Origin of the sequence: Cellvibrio sp. UBA7671, from assembly GCA_002483145.1 — a bacterium.
GTDB lineage: Bacteria > Pseudomonadota > Gammaproteobacteria > Pseudomonadales > Cellvibrionaceae > Cellvibrio > Cellvibrio fibrivorans.
Map to the genome: position 1 here is coordinate 206,641 of DLHJ01000004.1, position 20,014 is coordinate 226,654.

Sequence of the window (20,014 nt, forward strand, 5' to 3'; positions counted from 1 at the left end):
ATAAATCACAAAGTTGGTACAGCAATTGAGTAGGGATTAATCGTAGATGTTTAAACGCCAGTGATAGCGGTGTTGATTAATATCGCAGCAACAAAAAATGCACCAAGAAAGAAACAATAAGTGCACAAATGCACACAAATAAAGCGCACAACATAAAGCGCTGATAAAACCACTCACTTAATCGACGAGACGTTCCCGGACGAACAGACTGTTTAACGGGTAAACCATGACTGCCAAGCAGCATATATTTCGCGTGCGGCGTAATTACAACCAGTGGGTTGCCAACCAGACACTGGAAGATTACGCGCTGCGCTTCACTGCCAAAAGCGCACGGCGCTGGTCTGCTGCACGGGTAGCAACCACAGCGCTGGGCGCTATTTCGTTTCTTGCATTGGAAGCCATAGGCGGTGCAATTACCTTGCACTATGGCTTTAACAATGCAGTCGCCGCGATTATGGCGGTGAGCTTGATTATTTTTCTCACCGCCATTCCCATCAGCTACTACGCTGCCAAATACGGTGTGGATATCGACCTGCTCACACGCGGCGCAGGTTTTGGTTATATCGGTTCAACTATCACTTCGCTGATTTACGCATCCTTCACGTTTATTTTTTTCGCGCTCGAAGCTGCCATTATGGCGATGGCTTTGGATTTATTATTTGGAATCCCGCTCGCATGGGGATACTTAATCAGTTCATTGGCGATAATCCCACTGGTAACCCACGGCATTACCTTTATCAGCCGGTTCCAATTATGGAGCCAACCACTGTGGATTATTCTGCAGTTATTGCCGTTTGTTTTTATTATCTATGCCGATGCCAGCGCGGTAGAAAGTTGGACAGAATTTTCGGGCGGGATGCAAGCACAAGAAGCACAAGATGAAGGCATTAATATTTTATTATTTGGTGCAGCCTCCGCCGTTATTTTTTCGTTGATTGCACAAATCGGCGAGCAGGTGGATTTTTTACGCTTTTTGCCCGAACCAAAACCCAATGCGCGCTTGCGCTGGTGGGCTGCACTGATTGCTGGTGGACCTGGCTGGATTGTAATAGGTGCGATAAAAATTCTCGCCGGTTCGTTTCTCGCCGTACTCACATTAAATCACGGTATTGGTATCGAAGAAGCTGCCGATCCAACACGGATGTATATGGTGGCGTTTAGTTATATCGCCAGCTCGCCGGAAGTGGCTTTATCGGTCGCGGGTATTTTTGTCATTTTGAGCCAGCTCAAAATTAATGTAACCAATGCCTATGCCGGTTCAATTGCCTGGTCGAATTTTTTCTCGCGTTTAACCCACAGCCACCCCGGTCGCGTGGTGTGGCTGGTATTTAATGTGGCGATTGCATTGCTGCTGATGGAGCTTGGCGTTTATCGCGCATTGGAACAAACGCTAGGTTTTTATGGGATAGTCGCCGTGGCTTGGTTGGGTTCGCTGGTGGCCGATCTCGTGATTAACAAACCGCTCGGCCTAAGCCCGAAACACATTGAATTCAAACGCGCGCACTTATTCGATATTAATCCTGTGGGCGTGGGTTCAATGTTGATTGCTTCGATTGCCGGCATTGTTTGCCATACGGGAATCCTCGGTAATATTGCACAGGCGCTTTCACATTTTATCGCGCTGGGCCTTGCACTTATCTGTGCACCACTGATTGCATTTGCCACTGGTGGGCGATATTACCTTGCCCGTCCGGTCGTTAATGTGATGAAAGATGCCGATCACAGCGAAGGTACTCACGCTACGATTTCCTGCTGTATTTGCGAACATAAATTTGAAACTGAAGATATCACCTACTGCCCCGCTTACGCTGGACACATCTGCTCGTTATGTTGCTCGCTTGATGCACGCTGTCACGATTACTGTAAACCGGGCGCTAATTATTCCACGCAGCTGAGCAATTTCTTTAAGGTATTTTTACCTAAGTCGATTACCACCAATATCAATTCGCGTGTGGGGCATTTTGTAGTCCTTGTGCTATTTATTAACGGGCTCTCGGCGATTCTTCTCTCACTCATTTATTTCCAAACGCCGATCGATGCACCAGAGACAGCAGCATTATTAGAAGCAACATTGTGGAAAGTATTTTTCCTGTTAGTGATTATTACCGGCGTAGTCAGCTGGTTATTTGTATTGGCCCATGAAAGCCGTGTTGTTGCACAGGAAGAATCGCAACGGCAGACACGCTTGCTTATGGAAGAAATTGAAGCACATGAACGCACCGACCGCGCACTGCAAACCGCTAAAGAAGAAGCAGAGGCGGCCAATCAGGCCAAAAGCCGCTACCTCACCGGAATTAGCCATGAACTGCGCTCACCGCTAAATGCCGTACTGGGTTATGCACAATTATTGGAAAAAGATCCGAGCATGCCAGCGCATCGCAAAGACGCGTTGGGTGTCATCCGCCGCAGCGGCGAACATCTTGCGGATTTGATTGAGGGTCTGTTGGATATTTCCAAAATCGAAGCTGGACGATTGGATTTGCATCAAGACCAAGTGCGCATTGCGGTATTAATGGAACAGCTGGTTCATATGTTCCGTTTACAAGCGGAAGCCAAAGGCTTGATCTTTATTTACGAATGCAAAGACCGACTGCCGGAATTTGTGCGCACCGATGAAAAACGCCTGCGCCAGATTTTAATTAATTTATTATCCAACGCCATTAAATACACTGACAAAGGTAGTGTGGTGTTTAAACTGCGCTATCGCAGTCAGGTCGCTGAATTTACGATTACTGATACCGGTGAAGGCATTGCACCGGAAAACATCGAGCGTATTTTTCGCCCCTTTGAACGCGTGCGCCGCGCAGGTTCTACTGCAACGGGAACCGGATTGGGATTAACGATTACCCGCTTGCTCAGTGAAATTATGGGTGGCGATATCGCCGTCACCAGCACACCCGGCGTTGGCAGCACCTTTAAAGCGAGCTTAATGCTCGCCAGCATCAGCAAGCCCCACCCCGAATTTATCACCGCACCGGTGCAAACTATTTACGGTTACAAAGGCACAGTGCGGACTCTCATGCTGGTTGACGATGAAGCATCGCACCGCCAACTGATGCGCGCCATGTTGGCACCGCTCGGTTTCGAAATTATAGAACTGGATAATCCCCTGCTTGCGCTTGATCGGCTAATGCAGGAAATAGACAACAACCGCAGCCCGGATTTAATTATGCTCGACGTCTCCATGCCCGGCATAAATGGTTGGCAGTTGGCAAAACAATTGCGTGAAGCGGGTTACCACTCACCCATTATTATGGTTTCTGCAGATGCCAGTGAAGGCAAGGATTTACCTGCGCATGATAATACTGAAGTTACACCGCTACATGATGCCTACGTGATTAAACCAGTGCGCATCAATTTATTACTGGATCATATTGGCCGTTTATTGAACCTGGTGTGGTGTTACGAAAAACAGGAAAGCGCCGCACCTGCATCACAGCTTATCGGAGCGCTGGAATTACCGGCCGATAATCATCTGGACGATATTGCTCATCTCGCAGCTATAGGCCACAAAAAGGGGTTGCAAGACAAAATCCAGGAGCTTGAAAAATCCGGTACAGCCCATCCGGTATTTATTCAGGAATTAAAAAAGCTCACTGGCAATTTCCAGTTTGAAAAAATTTTAGCTTTAGTAGATGCAGAGATTGCTGAAGAACAAGATACAGAAGTGACTCAAGACCAGTAGTTATATTTGAAGATCATAAATTCGTTAAAACAAAGAGTAAATTGCAATGAACACTAAGACCCAGTCGCAAGTCGTATTGGTGGTAGATGATGCTATCGACAGTATTCATATGCTTAACGATGTATTGGAAGAATCGCACTTCACCGTATTAGTCGCACTGGAAGGCGCGCAGGCACTGACCATCACTAAAAATATTCGCCCGGATATTATTTTGCTCGACGCCATAATGCCGAACATGGATGGCTTTGAAACCTGCCGCCAATTAAAACTCAACCCGCAGCTCGCCGATGTACCGATTATTTTTATGACTGGCCTTAGCGACACTGAGCATGTGGTAATGGGTTTGAATGCAGGCGGTGTGGATTATGTAACTAAACCGATTAACCCGGACGAATTGATTGCGCGCATGCGTGTGCACCTCGCCAACGCACGCATCACCCAAAGTGCACGTGCTGCCCTGGATACTGCAGGGCAATATTTATTAACCATCGATTTACACGGGCAACTAGTATGGGCCACACCACAGGTTTATCAATTGTTGGACGGTGCCGGCGCCACTGCAGATTCCATCGCCCTCACCCACACCATTAGCCAGCAGTTGCGCGAGTGGATCAGCCACAAACCCGAAACCGGGCGACAACTGCCACTACAACAAGTGACGCAAGAACTCAGCGTGGAAATGTTGAATTTAATCGACGGCAAAGAATATTTACTACGCCTGACTAACCCTCACAAACCCGCTGACGACACCCAATCCCTCAAACAACAATTTTCAGTAACCGGCCGCGAAGCCGACGTATTGTTATGGATCGCCAACGGCAAAACCAACCGAGAAATCGGCCAGATTTTGGAGATGAGTCCGCGTACGGTGAATAAACATTTGGAACAGATCTTTAAAAAACTGGGCGTGGAAAATCGAACGTCGGCGGCAGCGGTGGCGATTAAGTGTTTGGCGCGAGGATGACACAAAAGTTATGTGGAAACCTATTCTGATGATAGAAAATAGAATGTGATGATAACTAAACCCAACACATTCTATTTTTATTCAAATCAAACAGCAAAGTTACTAATATTGATAATGACATTAGCAAAATCGTCACCTTCGTCCTCATTATTTACCACAAAGCTTTTCGCGGTAAATTGGTCGCGCACGACAATAAAACTGAGCGGTTCCTCACCATCCAGATCGGAAGTTCTATCATCTGTTCCTTCATAAAGGCGTAGTGTGCCAGTCATCATTACATCGCCACTAATCATTGCCTGCGCATTTAATCTAAGTTCAACTCGCATTTCATCGCCCGCGACAACTTCCATAAAAATTGTTTCTTGTGGCATGTCACTTGTAACAGTCGCTTGGCCCTGCTTATCTCCACTGCCATGCTCGTTGGCCTCAAAAGTTTCATGATCAGTGAGATCCATATGCGCGCTAACGACAACACGTCGCCTTACGCTGGTAACTCCCGCATGACCATGATCCTGAGGTCTGACTCCACCCGCTGGCGCAGACCGAATGAATGACGATACAGCCGCACCCGCTGAAGGAGACCAGGCTATTTGCCCATGCTGAAAATTGCTTGCACGTCCCTGACTCACGTCAACTTCGTCAGAAATGGGATAGCCTAATCCTGCTTGCTCGGCACCCAGGTCAAACCATTTTTGCCGAATATCACCATGTATTTCGTGTGCACCAGTCTCGGGGGTCCAATAAATCGATCCTCCTTCGAAATGATTGAAGCGCCCAACACCATCGTTTGCGCCTAGCTCATCTGTAACAGGAAACCCTAAAAATCCGTTCTCCCACCCCATTGAAGCCCATTTATCGCGAATAAGGCCATAAATAACACAAGCGCCAGCATCTGAATAATAGATGGAACCCTTCTCATAGTGCTGGTACCAACCTGCGCGCACTGGTGCAGGCAAGATGGCAGATGTGGCTTGCCCCAACCATGAGTTTTGTTCTCGTTTTTCGTTTATTTTTTTATGCGACCACAAAATAACACTGCGTGGCTTAAATACATTGAAAGTAGTTTCCGCAATTAACGGTCTAAGTCTGAGTGCAGTTGGCATATCTTTCTCCTTGATTCCTAACGGTTAAGTGAATTCTAGAGACATCTTCTGATCACAAGCGACCTCTAGCCAACATCAACATATCAATCCCGATATTTCACGTATGTGAGTAAATACGAAACGACCTAGTGATATTTTTACATTTGGCGTATCAATGACCATTGATCATAGAAATCGCGATCAATACAAGAAAATAACAAACATTTTAAAAAGCAGTCTGTGGCGCAGCGGTAAGATGACCATCACTTTCCGCAACGAAAAAAACAACTTTCCGAAACGGAAAGTCAATGTTATATTAGTTTCCGAAACGGAAACTAAAGGGAGCTAAACGATGAATACTACCGACCACCCCATTACCGCTGACGATGCAAGAGCAGCACTTGAATCATTAGCAATGGTTAACAAAATCGCCGTTAATAGTATGCGGCCGCCGTTATGGTTAATACTTCTGTGCGCAGTCTCTTTGGGCATAAAAACTGCTGCTATGGGACTGATGATTAGCAATGACCTGTGGATTAGCATCCAATGGGGCTCCTATATTGTTTGCTGCATCTGTATTGCCTCATGGATTATTACTCTGCACGTAAAAGGCATAGACATAAAGATTGTTGATGTAAACATAACAAAAACAGGGATTATTTCCGCCATTCTTATTTGCACATTGCTTGTGTCATCCCGCGTGACTTACCTGCAAACAGGCTCCCTCTTATTTCCGGTTATAGCGGGTATATTCAATACACTGATTCTTGCTTACGGCCTACATTTTGGTCTGCGATGGAATGTAAAAGAAAGGGAGAAAAATTAATGGCTACCGCTTGTTTTGATGAATTGATCCACGCGCCCAACCGTTTAAAAATATGCGCGCTTCTCGCACCGGTCGCATCACTGGAATTTGTAACCCTATGCGAACAATTGGGCGTGAGCGACTCTGTACTTTCCAAACACATTAAGTCACTTGTCGATGCGGATTATGTGGTTATTAACAAAAAGACCAGCGATGGAAGGCAGAGAACCTGGTTGTCACTCTCATCTAAAGGACGCAAGGCTTTTGCAGGGCATGTAGAAGCATTGAAGGAAATTGTGGGGTGATAAAATTGATAGTGTGTAGTGTTGGGGATAGCTGCCTACGCGGCCCGACCCAACCTACATACTGACGGCACACCAATGGTGTTACGACATTTTCTCCACAATACCCGTCGCCTTCCCATCCAAACTCAGCTGATTTTTTTCTTTCCAATAAGCTTTAATTCCCTCCTGGCCTTTATTTATCGCCCAGTTGGTTAATTGCTCGCGTTCAGTGACATAATCAAAAAAAGGCACTGCCATCCCGCAGGAAGTTTGCACCAAGTCAACTTGCAGATCAAAAATCTGGCGCGCGCCGGGAGTTACTGCAAAGTGACTGTAGAGTTCATTCCACTCCGCATCGCCATGATGAATCGCCCGCGCATTGCTATATAGACGCAAAATCATAGGCGCACCTTCAAAGGCAGCGAACATAATCGTCATACGTGGATGGGTTTGCAGGTGCGCGGCGGTTTCATTGCCGCTGCCGGTGACATTGAGCCAGATAACGCGGTTGCTATCGAGTACGCGCAGTGAATCCATTCCCTTGGGAGAAATATTGACCCGGCTGTCTTCGGTGGCAGTGCCGACAAAAAATAATTTTTGTCGAGCAATAAATTCCTGAATGTCTGCAGTCATTTCTGAATAACGCTTTCCCATTGTTCAACTCCTTGTTTATTAATAAGCAGCTGATTGATAAGTCACCAGCCGCGCTATTGTTGTCAAAGTGGATCTATCTTCATCAACGTCGCCTCGCCACCGCGATACGACTCCTGCGCGATAAACTGCCAACCCAGCTCGCGATAGAATTTGGCTTGGTCTGGAGTAAAGAGATAAAGCGGGCTGAAACCGAGTGCTTTGGCCTGACTAACAATATGCTTCACCAATGCCGCACCCACCCCGCGCTTGCGGCAATCCGGCCTCACATAGACGCTCGCGAGCCAGGGCGATAGCTCGGGGTGACTATCCATATCGCTCTCCACCAACGCAGCAGTACCCACCAAGTGTTCGCCATCCACACAGATATACATCGCGGGTATAGGCGCGCCTTTTAAAAAGCGCTGCATGCGCTCGATGCGTGATTCCAAAGTCCCGCCCGGATTTAAATAGCCCCACTGCGCATGATGCCACGCGGCGATAGTGGGAATATGTTCTGGGGCAGAAGCTAGATTGATAATTTTCATGCAGTTTCATCTTGGTTGCTCAAGAGCCAACATTATCCACCGAATGAGTGCATCTATATAAGTGGCGACGTGCGCTACAACACGAGTGAATAAGCAAAAATTTTCTCAGTCTTATTTCTTAGATAAAGGTGTTTCACTCTTTATATTCCATAAAGTGAACCCTCCCACATTGGGTTTATTTTCAACTTGGGACGATTTAACTGACACCTTGGACTAGGGTGGCGCGTCGGACAAGGCTCGCCTGCCGGGCGAGCACCAAGCGCACCAGAATCTAACAATAAAATGGGACATATCATGAAACAGTTAAAGAATGCCTTACTCATCTGGGGGGCAGTCGCACTCGCACCTGTCTGCTCAGCAACAATAACCTCCTACGGTGCCGGTAATATTACCGACGCCGCCAACCCCGCCGGTTACAAATGTGCGGTTGATCATGGTAACTGGATTTACAACGCGGGCATCGTCAAGCCGGGCGTTAGCAGTTGCAGCCCGATTGGCGCACCCACGGCCATCTATCCACAAAAAGTGGCTCCTGCAACCGCCAAACACACCATGACTCATCGCTGGTGGGGTTCGATTTCGTTTATGGGCGAAATGAAAGTGGGCGATCCTAACGGCGCCGGCTACATTACGCCCGATCCTATGACTGCGCGCATAACTGATCGCGGCGTGCGCATTATGGGCATTCCCGGCGGCCTGCGTACCAATCCCACGGCAACACAGTATTCCATTCCCGATCCATTCAATGAAGTGTTTGATGGTATCGCCATTGCCAATACCGATTACACCAACCTCGAAGCCTACCTGAAAGATTACAGCGATGGCTCAGTGACTGTGCAGTGGAACAGCGGCAGTACGCCGGTGATGGAAGCAACCTTTGTGCACGGTTCGCCCTATGCCTATTTCACTGCACTCAAAGGTAACTTGCAGTTGCGCACCAAGGCCGCTGATGGCGGAGAAAAAGGGATTTTTTACCAGCAAGGAAACTCTCTGGGTGTATGGACCAGCGTTGCGGGCAACTACAACAATTTCCTGATCACCGGTCACGATGCAACCACCTTTAGCAATATCAATACGGCGACTATCGGCATCAACAATACCAGCAAACGTATGACAGTCACGTTGCTGCCGCAAGTATCCGGCACGCCGTCTGCAGCAATGATTCAGGATTTTGCACAATACGCTGCACAGCGCGTGGATAAAGTGAATATCACTTACGCCGTAAACCGCACCACTAGCAAAGTGACTGTGACCCATAAATTCCAATTCAATGGCACCCCCGTAACCACTATGGCGGGCATGTTGCCAATGGCATGGAAAAATTCTACGCAAGCGGTAAGCAATTACAAAGTGCGCAGCGCGCGCGGCGTAACAAAATTTGCAGCAACCAATGGCTTTAGCTACACGATTCCATTCGTGGGTGTGCTGCCTTATTTGCCAGAAAATATTGGTGATTACGATGCAAACCAATTAAAAGCGTTTGTCACTGAATTTGTAAACCAAGGCCCAGCCGGTTGGAACAATATGACCGATACCTACTGGGCGGGTAAAAATTACGGCAAGGTTGCCGAACTCGCTGCAATTGCCCGCTCAATTGGCATGACAGCAGAAGCAGATCAACTGATCAATTGGCTCAAAGGTGAATTGCAAGATTGGTTCCGCGCGAATACCAACGGCAGTGTCGATACCACCAAATATTTTTCCTACGACAGCAACTGGGATACCTTGCTTGGCTACGATGAATCATTCGGTTCACAACAACAATTAAACGATCACCACTTCCACTACGGCTATTTTGTCCGCGCCGCTGCAGAAATTTGCCGTGTTGATTCCAACTGGTGTAGCGCAACGAATTACGGCCCCATGGTGGAATTATTAATTCGCGATTACGCCGCACCGCGCGATGATGCCATGTTCCCTTACCTGCGCAATTTTGATCCGGCTTATGGATTCTCCTGGGCATCAGGCCATGCGAACTTTGTATTGGGCAACAATAACGAATCGACTTCTGAAGCAGCCAATGCCTACGGCGCAATGGTGTTGTACGGCCAAATCACCAATAACAGAGCACTCACTGAACGCGGCATTTATTTACATGCATCATCCACTGCAGCTTATTGGGAATATTGGAATAACCTGGATCGCTTCCGCGGTTTAGGCGGTGATTACGATAACTTTGATGCTGCTTATCCAAAAATGACTACCTCCATTATTTGGGGCAATGGCCATGTATTTTCTACCTGGTTCAGCGGTGCTTACGCGCATATCCTGGGGATTCAAGGCCTGCCGCTGAGCCCATTGGTTTTCCACATTGGCCAACACGCTGATTACCTCGATCAATATGTCGATTTAGGTATGAGCCAATCAAGCAACGGCAAACCTTCCGGTTTGATCAACGATCAATGGCGCGATGTCTGGTGGAATATTTGGGCAATGGCTGACGGCCAGGCCGCTGTCGATGATATGCAAACCTATGGTTTTAACTACGTACCTGAAGCAGGTGAGACCAAAGCGCACACATATCACTGGGTTTACACACTCAAACAATTAGGCCATTTGGCAACAGGCACAGGTGCATTGACCGCAAACAGCCCTACTGCTGTCGCATTTAATAAAAATGGTTTGATGACTTACATTGCGTACAACTATGGTTGCAGTTCGCAGTATGTAGTGTTTTCAGATGGTATGACGTTAAATGTGCCCGCTAAAAGTTTCCGTGTAAAACGCACAGGCGAAACACCGGATTCTTTGCCGACATCTACCAGTTGCACACCGGCAACCAGCTCCTCCAAGAGCAGCCTTGCCAGTTCAGTGACCAACAGTGTGACTTCATCCAAAGCGAGCAGCTCGGCAGCGCTAAGCTCTGTTGCAACCACCAGCGCTGTAGTCGCTAGCAGCTCAACAGCAACCAGCAATGCGGTTGCTTCCAGCAGCGCGACCAGTCAATCACAAGCATCAAGTTCATCTGTTGCCAACGCAAATTATGGCCACACAGTCATCGCCGCCGACAGTGTGCAATTTTTTGCAAACAACGCGGCATGGGCGGATATCCATTTCACCGTCAATGGTGGTGGTCAACAAAATATTCGCATGGTGCACAACGCAGACAATTCCAATACCTACGAATTAACCGGCTTACCTGCTGGTGCAACCGTGCGTTATTTTATGACGATTGCACAAACCCTCGGCGCAATGGATACCCCCTGGGCTGAATTTGTTGTGAGTGGTTCTGTTGCTTCATCAAGCGCTGCATCCAGCACTCCGACAAGCAGCTCATCAAGTGCAAGTTCAATAGCTGCATTCAGCCAACATATAGAAGCAGAAACCTATGCGTTTATGTCTGGCCTTGAATTATTTGGCACTGGCGATGTTGGTGGCGGACAAGTGGTTGGTGCAATCGATGCAGGCGATTGGATGGCATTTACCAACATCACATTCCCAACTACCGGAAATTATTTGGTGGAATATCGTGTAGCCAGCCCAACCGGTTCACTGCTGTCACTCGATCTAAACGGCGGTTCAATTGTGTTGGGTAATGCCAGCATTCCCGCCACGGGTGATTGGGGTAACTTCACCACCGTAACCCAAACTGTCACCATCAATGCCGGCACTTACAACCTCGGCATTTATGCGCAGCAAGGCGGCTGGAGTATTAACTGGTTGCGCATTACCAAAATATAAAGAGCCAAACGTTAATTTGCATTTTCGTCATACCCACGCATGCGGGTATCCATGAAAAATACCGCAGTTGAATTCTCAGCTGCGGTATAGCGAAAAATAAATTACAACACTCATACACGGAGATTGACCATGAAAAAAATGATTACCATGCTGACGTTAACTGCTGGCTTGTTGTTCGGAGCGCAAGCCAACGCTGTTATTATCGATGCATCCACAGTAATTCCCGACGAAAATATTTTGCTGAACTTCAATGGTTTGGATTGGGTTTATGCAGGTCCTATCGCTACTGAGGAGTGGGGTCCAGGCAATATTGAAGCTCCTGAATATCGCGCTGCAGAAGGTTGGCGCTATGCCACTCAAGCTGAATGGGACTTACGCCCCGATTGGACAGATTTTATTATTGGCGGTGCAACGGTAGATGCCGTCGCTGGCTTCAGCGATCACGCAGTTTATCGTTTCGCGCCTGAATACTGGGGCAACTTTAATCACATCGATTTAAATGATGCTGCAGAGGGCAGACTAACCAACGGTTACGATATAGGTTCACTCTATGACGTCTACGAAACCTGGTACGTCCGCGATACAATTATCTCTGACGTACCTGAATCATCGTCAATTATGTTGTTGGGATTGGGATTGTTGGGCTTGGTATTTGCGCGCAAGACACAAAGGAAATAATTGTATATAAAAAATAAGGCGGCTCATTGCCGCCTTATTTTATAGAAAGTGCAATCAAATAAACTATTTACCATTCACATCCAATTTACGTGCTGGCAATTTCACTTTCACGCTAGTTTGTGGTTCAGCGGTGGATTTTGCGAGGATAACCTCGTATTCACCTTTGGCGATCTTCCAGGTTTTATCTTTGCTTTGGTACATAGCCAATAAACGCGGGTCAACAGTCACTGTTACATTGGAAGACTCACCCGGTTTTAAATCCACCTTTTGGAAAGCCCCCAAACGTTTTGGTGCTTCCCACTTGGCACTTTTTGGAGCAACGTAAACCTGTGCAACATCTTTACCGGCAATAGCGCCAGTATTTTTTACGCTGAAGCTGACATTTAACTGACCGTTTTTCACATCGGCTTTTAAATCGCTGTAGGCAAAATCGGTGTAAGACAAACCGAAACCAAATGGAAACAGTGGTTGATGGTTTTTTAATTCAAACCATTTATAACCCACCGCAGCGCCTTCGAAATAATTTACTTCAAAACGCTCCTCAGGTTTTTTCAGACTGCCATCGACAATTGCCCGCGGCAATTGATTTTCCGCTGCGGGGAATGTTATCGGTAAATGACCTGATGGATTGACCTCACCGGACAACACCCGTGCAATTGCTTCGCCACCGTTCGTGCCTGGATACCAAGCTTCTACAACCGCACCTACATCGTTTAACCAAGGCATTAACACCGCACCACCAGTCTGCAACACCACCACCGTTTTAGCATTGGCTTTTGCAACGCTGGCGATGAGTGCATCCTGATTATCGGGCAGCGACAAATTAGGTACATCGACCGATTCTGCTGTCCACTGATTTGCAAACACAATGGTCAAATCACTTTCCGCCGCCAATTTTGCAGCCGCTTGTGGATTGGTGCCTTCATCAAAACTAATACGTGCATTTGGGTAGCGTACCGCAAGGGCTTTCATGGGTGATGAAGGGTAATAGACCATTGGACCGGGAAACACTTTAGGACCAAGACCTTTAACTGCCATGCCGCCAATTGGATAGACTTGTGAAGAGCCACCACCGGAAAGTACGCCAACATTGGCATGTGAACCAATGATGGCAATTTTTTTCAACTCTTTTGCAAGTGGTAAAAGTGTTGCGCCATTTACCTTTTCATTGCGCAGTAGCACCATGCCTTCTTCCGCATCTTTTTGCGAGATCAAACCGTGTTTTTTGAAATCGATATTATTGCTGGCTTGCGGAACCGGGTTATCCATTACTCCCTGTTCAAATAAAGCGTGTAATACCCGCCCAGCCATATCATCCAAACGCGCTTGCGTTACCCAGCCATTGGTGACTGCTTCTTTTAGCGGTTCTTTGAAATAAGCAGCATGATCAAAGGGCAAACCGGATTGCTGATCCAAACCATTATTGGCAGCGGGAATTGTGCTGTGAGTTGCGCCCCAATCCGACATTACCCAGCCTTTAAAGCCCCAATCTTTTTTCAGCACTTCATTTAATAAATACTCACTCTCGCAACCATATACACCATAAACGCGATTGTATGAACACATCACCGATCCGGGGTTGCCAATTTCGTAAGCAAACTGCAATGCGAGCAAATCCGACATGCGGCCTGCCGCTTCATCGATAGTGACATTTAAATGAAAGCGACCGGATTCCTGATCGTTATAGGCAAAATGTTTTAACGTAGAAACAATTTTATTTGATTGCACACCTTTGATCTGTGTTCCCACCATTACGCCTGCGAGTAGTGGATCTTCACCGCCGTATTCAAAGTTGCGGCCGTTGCGCGGTTCACGCACAAGATTGACGCCACCGGCAAGTAACACATTAAACCCCGAAGTACGCGCTTCGGAGCCGATCATTGCACCACCTTCAAAGCCCACTTGTGGATTCCAGGTGGCCGCGGTGTTCATTCCCGATGGCAATGCAGTGCGTTCACGCACATTGGGTCCACCTTGTGATGCCACACCAACACCGGCATCTGCTTGCCAAATATGAGGAATTCCCAAACGTGGAACACCATAGACAAAACCTGCAGATTGTGGATGGGACTCCACTGGACGGGTAAAATTTTTCCAGGGTGCATCAGTGCCAAAATAACCGACAACCAATGATAATTTTTCATCCAGCGTCATTTCTTTGAGCACTAATTGCGTACGCTCGGCGGCACTGAGATCGGTCTTCATCCAGGGCTGGGCACTGGAGCTGGCATCTTGTGCAGTGACAAATGGAATAGCGCCCAGAGCGTATGCAATCGCGATGACACTGAGTTTTTTGGAGAATTTCATGCTTGAGCCTCTTGCTGTGTTTACCCGGGAGAGCGGTTTTAATTGTTATGTTGATAGCCTGGCGGCAAGTTTGTAGTGGAGTTGGAAAAAGAGCATCATTTTAACGCGCAGATACTAACCATCTAACAAAATAGCCGCTGGAAATTAACCGAATTTTACCCTGCTACAAACAAAAACGGCCTGCTATGAAGGCCGTTTTTACTATTAAAAAGCGATCAGTTATTTCACACGGGTTTCAATGGTATAAACACCGGAAATATCGCGATTAAATGCGGTGAAGTCATCATTATAAAATTCACGCAGATCATCCAATGTGCCGTTCTGGATATTTTCTTCGCGGTTGGCTGGTACCCAATAGTGAGGTACGTTTTTACCGTCGGGCCCGGGCACACCTTCAGGGGCATTGCGCCAAGTCAGCAGGAAGGAAATATTGCGCGCATCCTTGTCAGCTTTTAAGCCGGCAATCAGTTTGCGATACCATTGGTTATCGTATTTACCCGCTTCAATATCCGGGGCACGTATACCAATTTCAGAAATCACCGGAATCTTGCCACGCGCTTCTGCCATACGCGCCACCAAGGCCGCGTTATCCACTACATTTTTAAACCAATCAGCATTATTTTCAGCGGCACCATAGGTATCAAATCCGAGCACATCGACATAGGCATCACCGGGGTAACGCTCCAAATAATTGGCTTCAGTTGCCTCTGGAAAATTATTCGGCGAATAAGCATACAAAAAATTGTGTACACCTTTGGTATCTCGCAGATATTCAACCGTGTATTGATACAGTTTTTGATATTGCTCGGGCGTAGATTGTTCCGCCCCCCACCAAAACCAGCTGCCGGTATTTTCGTGCAGTATGCGGAAAATAACCGGAATATGTTTTCCATTATCGTCTTTAAGGCTATTAGCCCAGGCAGCGAGTTGATCGAGATAACCGTTGTAGACTGAATTAAATTCACCCCCCGGCAAAGCGGCAACAACTGCGGGAGTTTTATCCCAGGAAGTCCCTACTGGCCACACGCCCTTTTGTTTATCCGTAATAGGATTGTCAAAATGGGAACTCACAGTGATGATGCCACCGCGCGCATAAGCTTTTTTAATTTGCTCAACCACGTCGCCCTCTGATTGAGGGGCGACTATGGAGAGCGTATCCCAGCCATAGACCGCCGCAAAATCACCGACTGCGTTAAAGGTATCGGATTGCGTACCGTCGGTAGTTGTGATCGTTAAGCCTTGCGTGGTTTCATGCTGATGGCCAAACATAATCGATTGTTTACGCTGCGCCTGCATAAATGCAAACAACGAACGGGTTTCAAAGGTAGCTTGTTTATCGACAATACTGATTTCAATTGCAGCTGTGTTTTGTGCAGCGCTTGCGACTGATTCTCTAGTTGTTACCGGAACAGACTCAGAATCGTTTGTTTTATCATTACAGCCGACTATTGCAAATAACATCACCGCCACGATCAAACTACGCACACACGCTGATAAGAATGCCGGTGAAAAAATTATTTTCATTGTTACCTCGGGAAAATAGCTAATTATTCTGGTATCGCACACGTATCCCCAAATCAAATGAAAGTCTCAATTCATCAGCCGTAATTTCACGCGGAAAAAAACATCCGGAAATATGTGCCTGACAAAAACTGGCTCCCTCTAATTGGGTAGTGCGAAAATCAATGCCACGTAAATCGGCGCCACGAAAATAAGCATCGCGCAAATCCAGACCACTCGCATCCAGCTCACGCAAATCCAGGCCGCGAAAATCGCCACCACGTAGAATCCCATCCTTCACTTCACCGCGCGCTTTACGCTGGTTGAATTCAGCCACTCGCTCTGAACGCAATAACTCGTAATAAGGGTTGTGATGCACGATAGGTTTAGTCATGGCGGGCTCCATTTGGCTGGCTAGTAGTTGCAACAATATGCACAGGGCATTATTAGTTTTGACTATAGCCCAGGAACGCAGATTTGCTTAACCGATTTCAGCACCGCCAGCATTATACTGTAAACGGTTACATTCGGGTTTAAGAAGTGTAATTAGAGTGTTAAAAGCGTAGTTCGTCCAGTTGGTATTTTAAGTGGCGCAGGTTACACTTGCGTACAAGCTGCAACATAGCAGCACGCCCAATTTTTACGGTTATTGTTGTTTATCAATCTAGCCTTTGGGCAGGCAATCCTCGGTCAAACTTATCCCATCAGGTATAGCGCCTGTTGGAATAACAATCTTCAGCCAGTCTCCCTTTCATAAGGTTTAGTTGCTCATTTTTCGGGCTATGCTAAAGACATGCGTTGAGCGTAAAAAATTATCTTGCCATCGCACAGCCTCACGCGGGTTCGCTGTCGCTTCGGCATTATTGAGGAATTGTGAGAATGAGCTTTATCCACGACGACTTTTTGCTCGACACTGAGCAGGCGAAAATACTCTTTCATGAGTATGCCAAACACATGCCCATTATTGATTACCACTGCCATCTCCCCCCCGAACAAGTAGGCCAGAATAAGCAATTCAAAAACCTTACTGAAGTGTGGTTGGCAGGCGACCATTACAAGTGGCGCGCCATGCGCTCCAACGGAGTGAATGAACGTTTCTGTACTGGCGATGCCAGTGATTGGGAAAAGTTTGAGCAATGGGCTGCGACTGTGCCTTATACCCTGCGCAACCCGCTCTACCATTGGACCCATCTGGAACTGCGTAAACCCTTCGGTATTACCGACCGTTTACTCGACAGCAGTAATGCCAAACGCACCTGGGATGAATGTAACGAGTTGCTCGCCACTCCAGAATTCAGCGCGCGCGGTTTGATGACCCAAGCTAATGTGAAAATGGTGTGTACTACCGATGATCCGATTCACGATCTCGAACATCACAAAACAGTGGCGGCTGACAAATCTTTTAAATCCGCGATGCTACCTACCTGGCGCCCAGACCGCGCGATGATGGTAGAAAACACTGAAGCCTTTAATAAATATATGGATCGCCTGGCGATTGCGGCTGACGTGAACATCAATACCTTTGACGATTTGATGAAAGCGCTCAATATCCGCCACGATTATTTCCACGCAAATGGCTGCCGTTTGTCAGACCATGGTTTGGAAACTGTGTATGCAGCCGATTACACGCAAGAAGAAATCAAAACGATTTTCCTGAAAATTCGCAGCCATAAAGATCTGGATGCAGAGGAAATTGAAAAATTCCAGTCGGCGATGATGGTGGAGTTTGCACTGCAGGATCACGCCAAAGGCTGGGTGCAACAATTCCATATCGGTGCGATCCGCAATAATAATCCGCGCCTGTTCCGTACTCTGGGCGCTGACACAGGTTTTGATTCCATTGGCGATCACAACTACGCCAAACCCTTGGCCAAGTTTTTAGGCCGTTTGGATGACCAGAACAAACTCGCCAAAACCATTATTTACAACCTGAACCCACGCGATAACGAAGTGATCGGCACTATGATCGGCAACTTCCAAGACGGTTCATCGGCAGGCAAAATCCAATTTGGTAGCGGCTGGTGGTTCCTCGACCAAATGGAAGGCATGACTCGCCAGATCGAAGCCTTGAGCCAATTGGGATTGCTAAGTCGTTTTGTTGGTATGTTGACTGACAGCCGCAGCTTCCTGAGCTATTCACGCCACGAATATTTCCGCCGCATTTTGTGTGGAATTTTAGGGCGCGATATGGCCAAGGGTTTAGTGCCTAACGACACTAAAATGGTTGGCAAGATGATTCAGGATATTAGCTTCAATAACGCAAAAAAATATTTTCCGTTTGTAGTGCCGGATTAAGCACCGCGTTATTATCTGCACGAGTTTAAATAGCCCGGTTCGCCGGGCTTTTATTTTTTCTACTTTAGACTGAGAAGCAGAATTGCTGCACAACGCACTCGATACATTCTTATTCGCTTTCAACATCACTGCACCCATTTTTGTGATGCTTTTTCTCGGCATATGGCTGAAAAAACGCAACATGGTCAACGACGATTTTATTAAAACTGCCTCGCAGCTGGTGTACAACATTGGCTTGCCGGTGATGTTATTTATCACCAGTGCAACAACCAATATTTCCCAGGTTACCGATTGGAATTTACTGATTGCATTTTGTGTGATGACCGCGCTGGTATTTATCGGCAGCTTGCTGACTGCCCATTGGCACTGCAAAGATGCGCGCGACCAGGGGGTTTTTATCCAAGGGGCTTTTCGCGGGAATTTGGTGATTCTGGGTTTGGCCTTTTGCGCCAATGCCTACGGCGAAAAGGGCTTAGCGTTAGCATCACTACCCGTCGCTATGACGGTAGTATTTTATAATGTACTTTCGGTTTATGTGTTGAATCGCAGTTTACATCACACCAGCAATTCATTCATGCCGACATTGATTGGCGTAGCGAAAAACCCGTTAATTATTGCGATTTTTGTGGGCTTCGCCGTGAATGCTCTCCACATCACACTACCCGGCGTAATAATGGATAGCGGTGAATATTTGAGCCAAATGGTTTTGCCACTCGCGTTAATTTGCATCGGCGGTTCATTGAGTATTGAGCGATTAACCCGACTGGATGTGACGGCGGTAAGCGCCTGCGTATGGAAATTGATTTTATCCCCATTGATTGCCTGCGCAATCGCTATTGGCTTAGGACTAAGAGGCGATGCACTTGCGGTATTATTTTTATTGGCCGCATCTCCCACCGCAACGATCAGTTTTGTGATGGTACAAGCAATGAAAGGAAACGGGGAATTAGCGGCTAATATAATTGCCCAAAGCACACTGTGGTCACTAATAACGGTGACATTAGGCCTATGGATGCTACAAATAATGCATTGGGTTTGATGTTGCGCAGAAAAAATTAGAGTAATTTTTTCTGCCAAAACATCGCTTTTCCCATTTGTGGATCCAACTCATAACCCGCAAATCCAGATTTTTGATAAGCCTGCTGGGCAATCACATTCCCTTCCAACACTTCCAGCGTAATTTTGCAGCAGCCTTTATCGCGTGCGATTTTTTCAAGCTCTTGCAATAATAATTGGCTCAACTGCAAGCCGCGAAATGCCTCCAGCACAACAATATCGTGAACGTTGAATAATGGTTTGCATGCAAATGTCGAAAAGCCTTCGAATGCATTTAGCAATCCAGCAGGTTGATTATCAACATAGGCGATTAGCGACAATCCAAAATCGCGTTTTGATAGTTCAGCAACCAGATTATCTTTTACAAATTGGCTGAGTGGTTCACCACCGCCCATAGGATCGCGAGCATAACTGTCGAGCAACAATACCAAATCACTGCCATGCTGCGGATTACCGTAATCGACACGAACAATATTGATTTGTCGCTGACCCATTATGA

Annotated in this window: 15 protein-coding genes; 8 read left to right on the plus strand and 7 right to left on the minus strand. The window is 47.0% G+C overall.

Annotated features, from left to right (window positions below; genetic code table 11):
- Nucleotides 1–226 precede the first annotated feature (226 nt).
- Both B4E62_RS05920 and B4E62_RS05925 read left to right on the plus strand, forming a co-directional pair.
- Nucleotides 227–3,685, plus strand: coding sequence for an ATP-binding protein (locus B4E62_RS05920; RefSeq protein WP_331351467.1), 3,459 nt, complete (start codon nucleotides 227–229; stop codon nucleotides 3,683–3,685).
- Between the two features lie 46 nt (nucleotides 3,686–3,731).
- Complete coding sequence (locus tag B4E62_RS05925) at nucleotides 3,732–4,649, plus strand: response regulator (protein ID WP_331351468.1); 918 nt, start codon at nucleotides 3,732–3,734, stop codon at nucleotides 4,647–4,649.
- An 86-nt stretch (nucleotides 4,650–4,735) separates the two neighbouring features.
- On the opposite strand, the gene B4E62_RS05930 is transcribed toward B4E62_RS05925, so the two are convergent.
- Nucleotides 4,736–5,752 carry a hypothetical protein gene (locus tag B4E62_RS05930; RefSeq protein ID WP_331351469.1) on the minus strand — a complete coding sequence of 339 codons (1,017 nt, stop codon included), beginning with the start codon at nucleotides 5,750–5,752 and terminating at the stop codon, nucleotides 4,736–4,738.
- 331 nt (nucleotides 5,753–6,083) lie between these two features.
- Between B4E62_RS05930 and B4E62_RS05935 the strand changes: the two genes are divergently transcribed.
- Together B4E62_RS05935 and B4E62_RS05940 are read left to right on the plus strand one after the other, a co-directional pair.
- The gene (locus B4E62_RS05935; protein WP_310075563.1) at nucleotides 6,084–6,557 is read left to right on the plus strand and encodes a hypothetical protein; all 474 of its coding nucleotides are present in this window, start codon (nucleotides 6,084–6,086) and stop codon (nucleotides 6,555–6,557) included.
- On the plus strand, nucleotides 6,557–6,841 hold the full coding sequence (locus B4E62_RS05940) for a transcriptional regulator (protein ID WP_331351470.1): 285 nt from the start codon (nucleotides 6,557–6,559) through the stop codon (nucleotides 6,839–6,841). Before B4E62_RS05935 ends, B4E62_RS05940 begins: the two co-directional genes overlap by 1 nt.
- Nucleotides 6,842–6,922: 81 nt before the next feature.
- Here B4E62_RS05940 and B4E62_RS05945 read toward each other — a convergent pair whose 3' ends face one another.
- Nucleotides 6,923–7,474: a pyridoxamine 5'-phosphate oxidase family protein gene (locus B4E62_RS05945; protein WP_331351471.1), complete on the minus strand. Its 552-nt coding sequence runs from the start codon at nucleotides 7,472–7,474 to the stop codon at nucleotides 6,923–6,925.
- Nucleotides 7,475–7,536: 62 nt separating this feature from the next.
- Nucleotides 7,537–7,998 (minus strand): GNAT family N-acetyltransferase, encoded by a 462-nt coding sequence (locus B4E62_RS05950; protein ID WP_331351472.1) that lies wholly within the window; start codon nucleotides 7,996–7,998, stop codon nucleotides 7,537–7,539.
- A 294-nt stretch (nucleotides 7,999–8,292) separates the two neighbouring features.
- Here B4E62_RS05950 and B4E62_RS05955 point away from each other — a divergent pair, with 294 nt between their 5' ends.
- Both B4E62_RS05955 and B4E62_RS05960 read left to right on the plus strand, forming a co-directional pair.
- On the plus strand, nucleotides 8,293–11,679 hold the full coding sequence (locus B4E62_RS05955; protein ID WP_331351473.1) for a glycosyl hydrolase: 3,387 nt from the start codon (nucleotides 8,293–8,295) through the stop codon (nucleotides 11,677–11,679).
- Nucleotides 11,680–11,808: 129 nt separating this feature from the next.
- Nucleotides 11,809–12,357, plus strand: a complete 549-nt coding sequence (locus B4E62_RS05960) for a PEP-CTERM sorting domain-containing protein (protein ID WP_331351474.1) — start codon at nucleotides 11,809–11,811, stop codon at nucleotides 12,355–12,357.
- A gap of 63 nt (nucleotides 12,358–12,420) precedes the next feature.
- On the opposite strand, the gene B4E62_RS05965 is transcribed toward B4E62_RS05960, so the two are convergent.
- The 3 genes from B4E62_RS05965 to B4E62_RS05975 form a co-directional block, all read right to left on the minus strand.
- Nucleotides 12,421–14,664 (minus strand): glycoside hydrolase family 3 C-terminal domain-containing protein, encoded by a 2,244-nt coding sequence (locus tag B4E62_RS05965; RefSeq protein ID WP_331351475.1) that lies wholly within the window; start codon nucleotides 14,662–14,664, stop codon nucleotides 12,421–12,423.
- 219 nt (nucleotides 14,665–14,883) lie between these two features.
- On the minus strand, nucleotides 14,884–16,188 hold the full coding sequence (locus B4E62_RS05970) for a glycosyl hydrolase (protein WP_331351476.1): 1,305 nt from the start codon (nucleotides 16,186–16,188) through the stop codon (nucleotides 14,884–14,886).
- 19 nt (nucleotides 16,189–16,207) lie between these two features.
- Nucleotides 16,208–16,558 (minus strand): pentapeptide repeat-containing protein, encoded by a 351-nt coding sequence (locus B4E62_RS05975; protein WP_331351477.1) that lies wholly within the window; start codon nucleotides 16,556–16,558, stop codon nucleotides 16,208–16,210.
- A 485-nt stretch (nucleotides 16,559–17,043) separates the two neighbouring features.
- On the opposite strand from B4E62_RS05975, the gene uxaC reads away from it, so the two are divergent.
- Nucleotides 17,044–18,459, plus strand: a complete 1,416-nt coding sequence (gene uxaC / locus B4E62_RS05980; protein WP_331351478.1) for a glucuronate isomerase — start codon at nucleotides 17,044–17,046, stop codon at nucleotides 18,457–18,459.
- Nucleotides 18,460–18,541: 82 nt separating this feature from the next.
- Entirely contained in the window at nucleotides 18,542–19,498 is a 957-nt protein-coding gene (locus tag B4E62_RS05985; protein WP_331351479.1) for an AEC family transporter, read from the plus strand.
- A 16-nt stretch (nucleotides 19,499–19,514) separates the two neighbouring features.
- On the opposite strand, the gene B4E62_RS05990 is transcribed toward B4E62_RS05985, so the two are convergent.
- The gene (locus B4E62_RS05990; protein WP_331351480.1) at nucleotides 19,515–20,009 is read right to left on the minus strand and encodes a GNAT family N-acetyltransferase; all 495 of its coding nucleotides are present in this window, start codon (nucleotides 20,007–20,009) and stop codon (nucleotides 19,515–19,517) included.
- Nucleotides 20,010–20,014 lie beyond the last annotated feature (5 nt).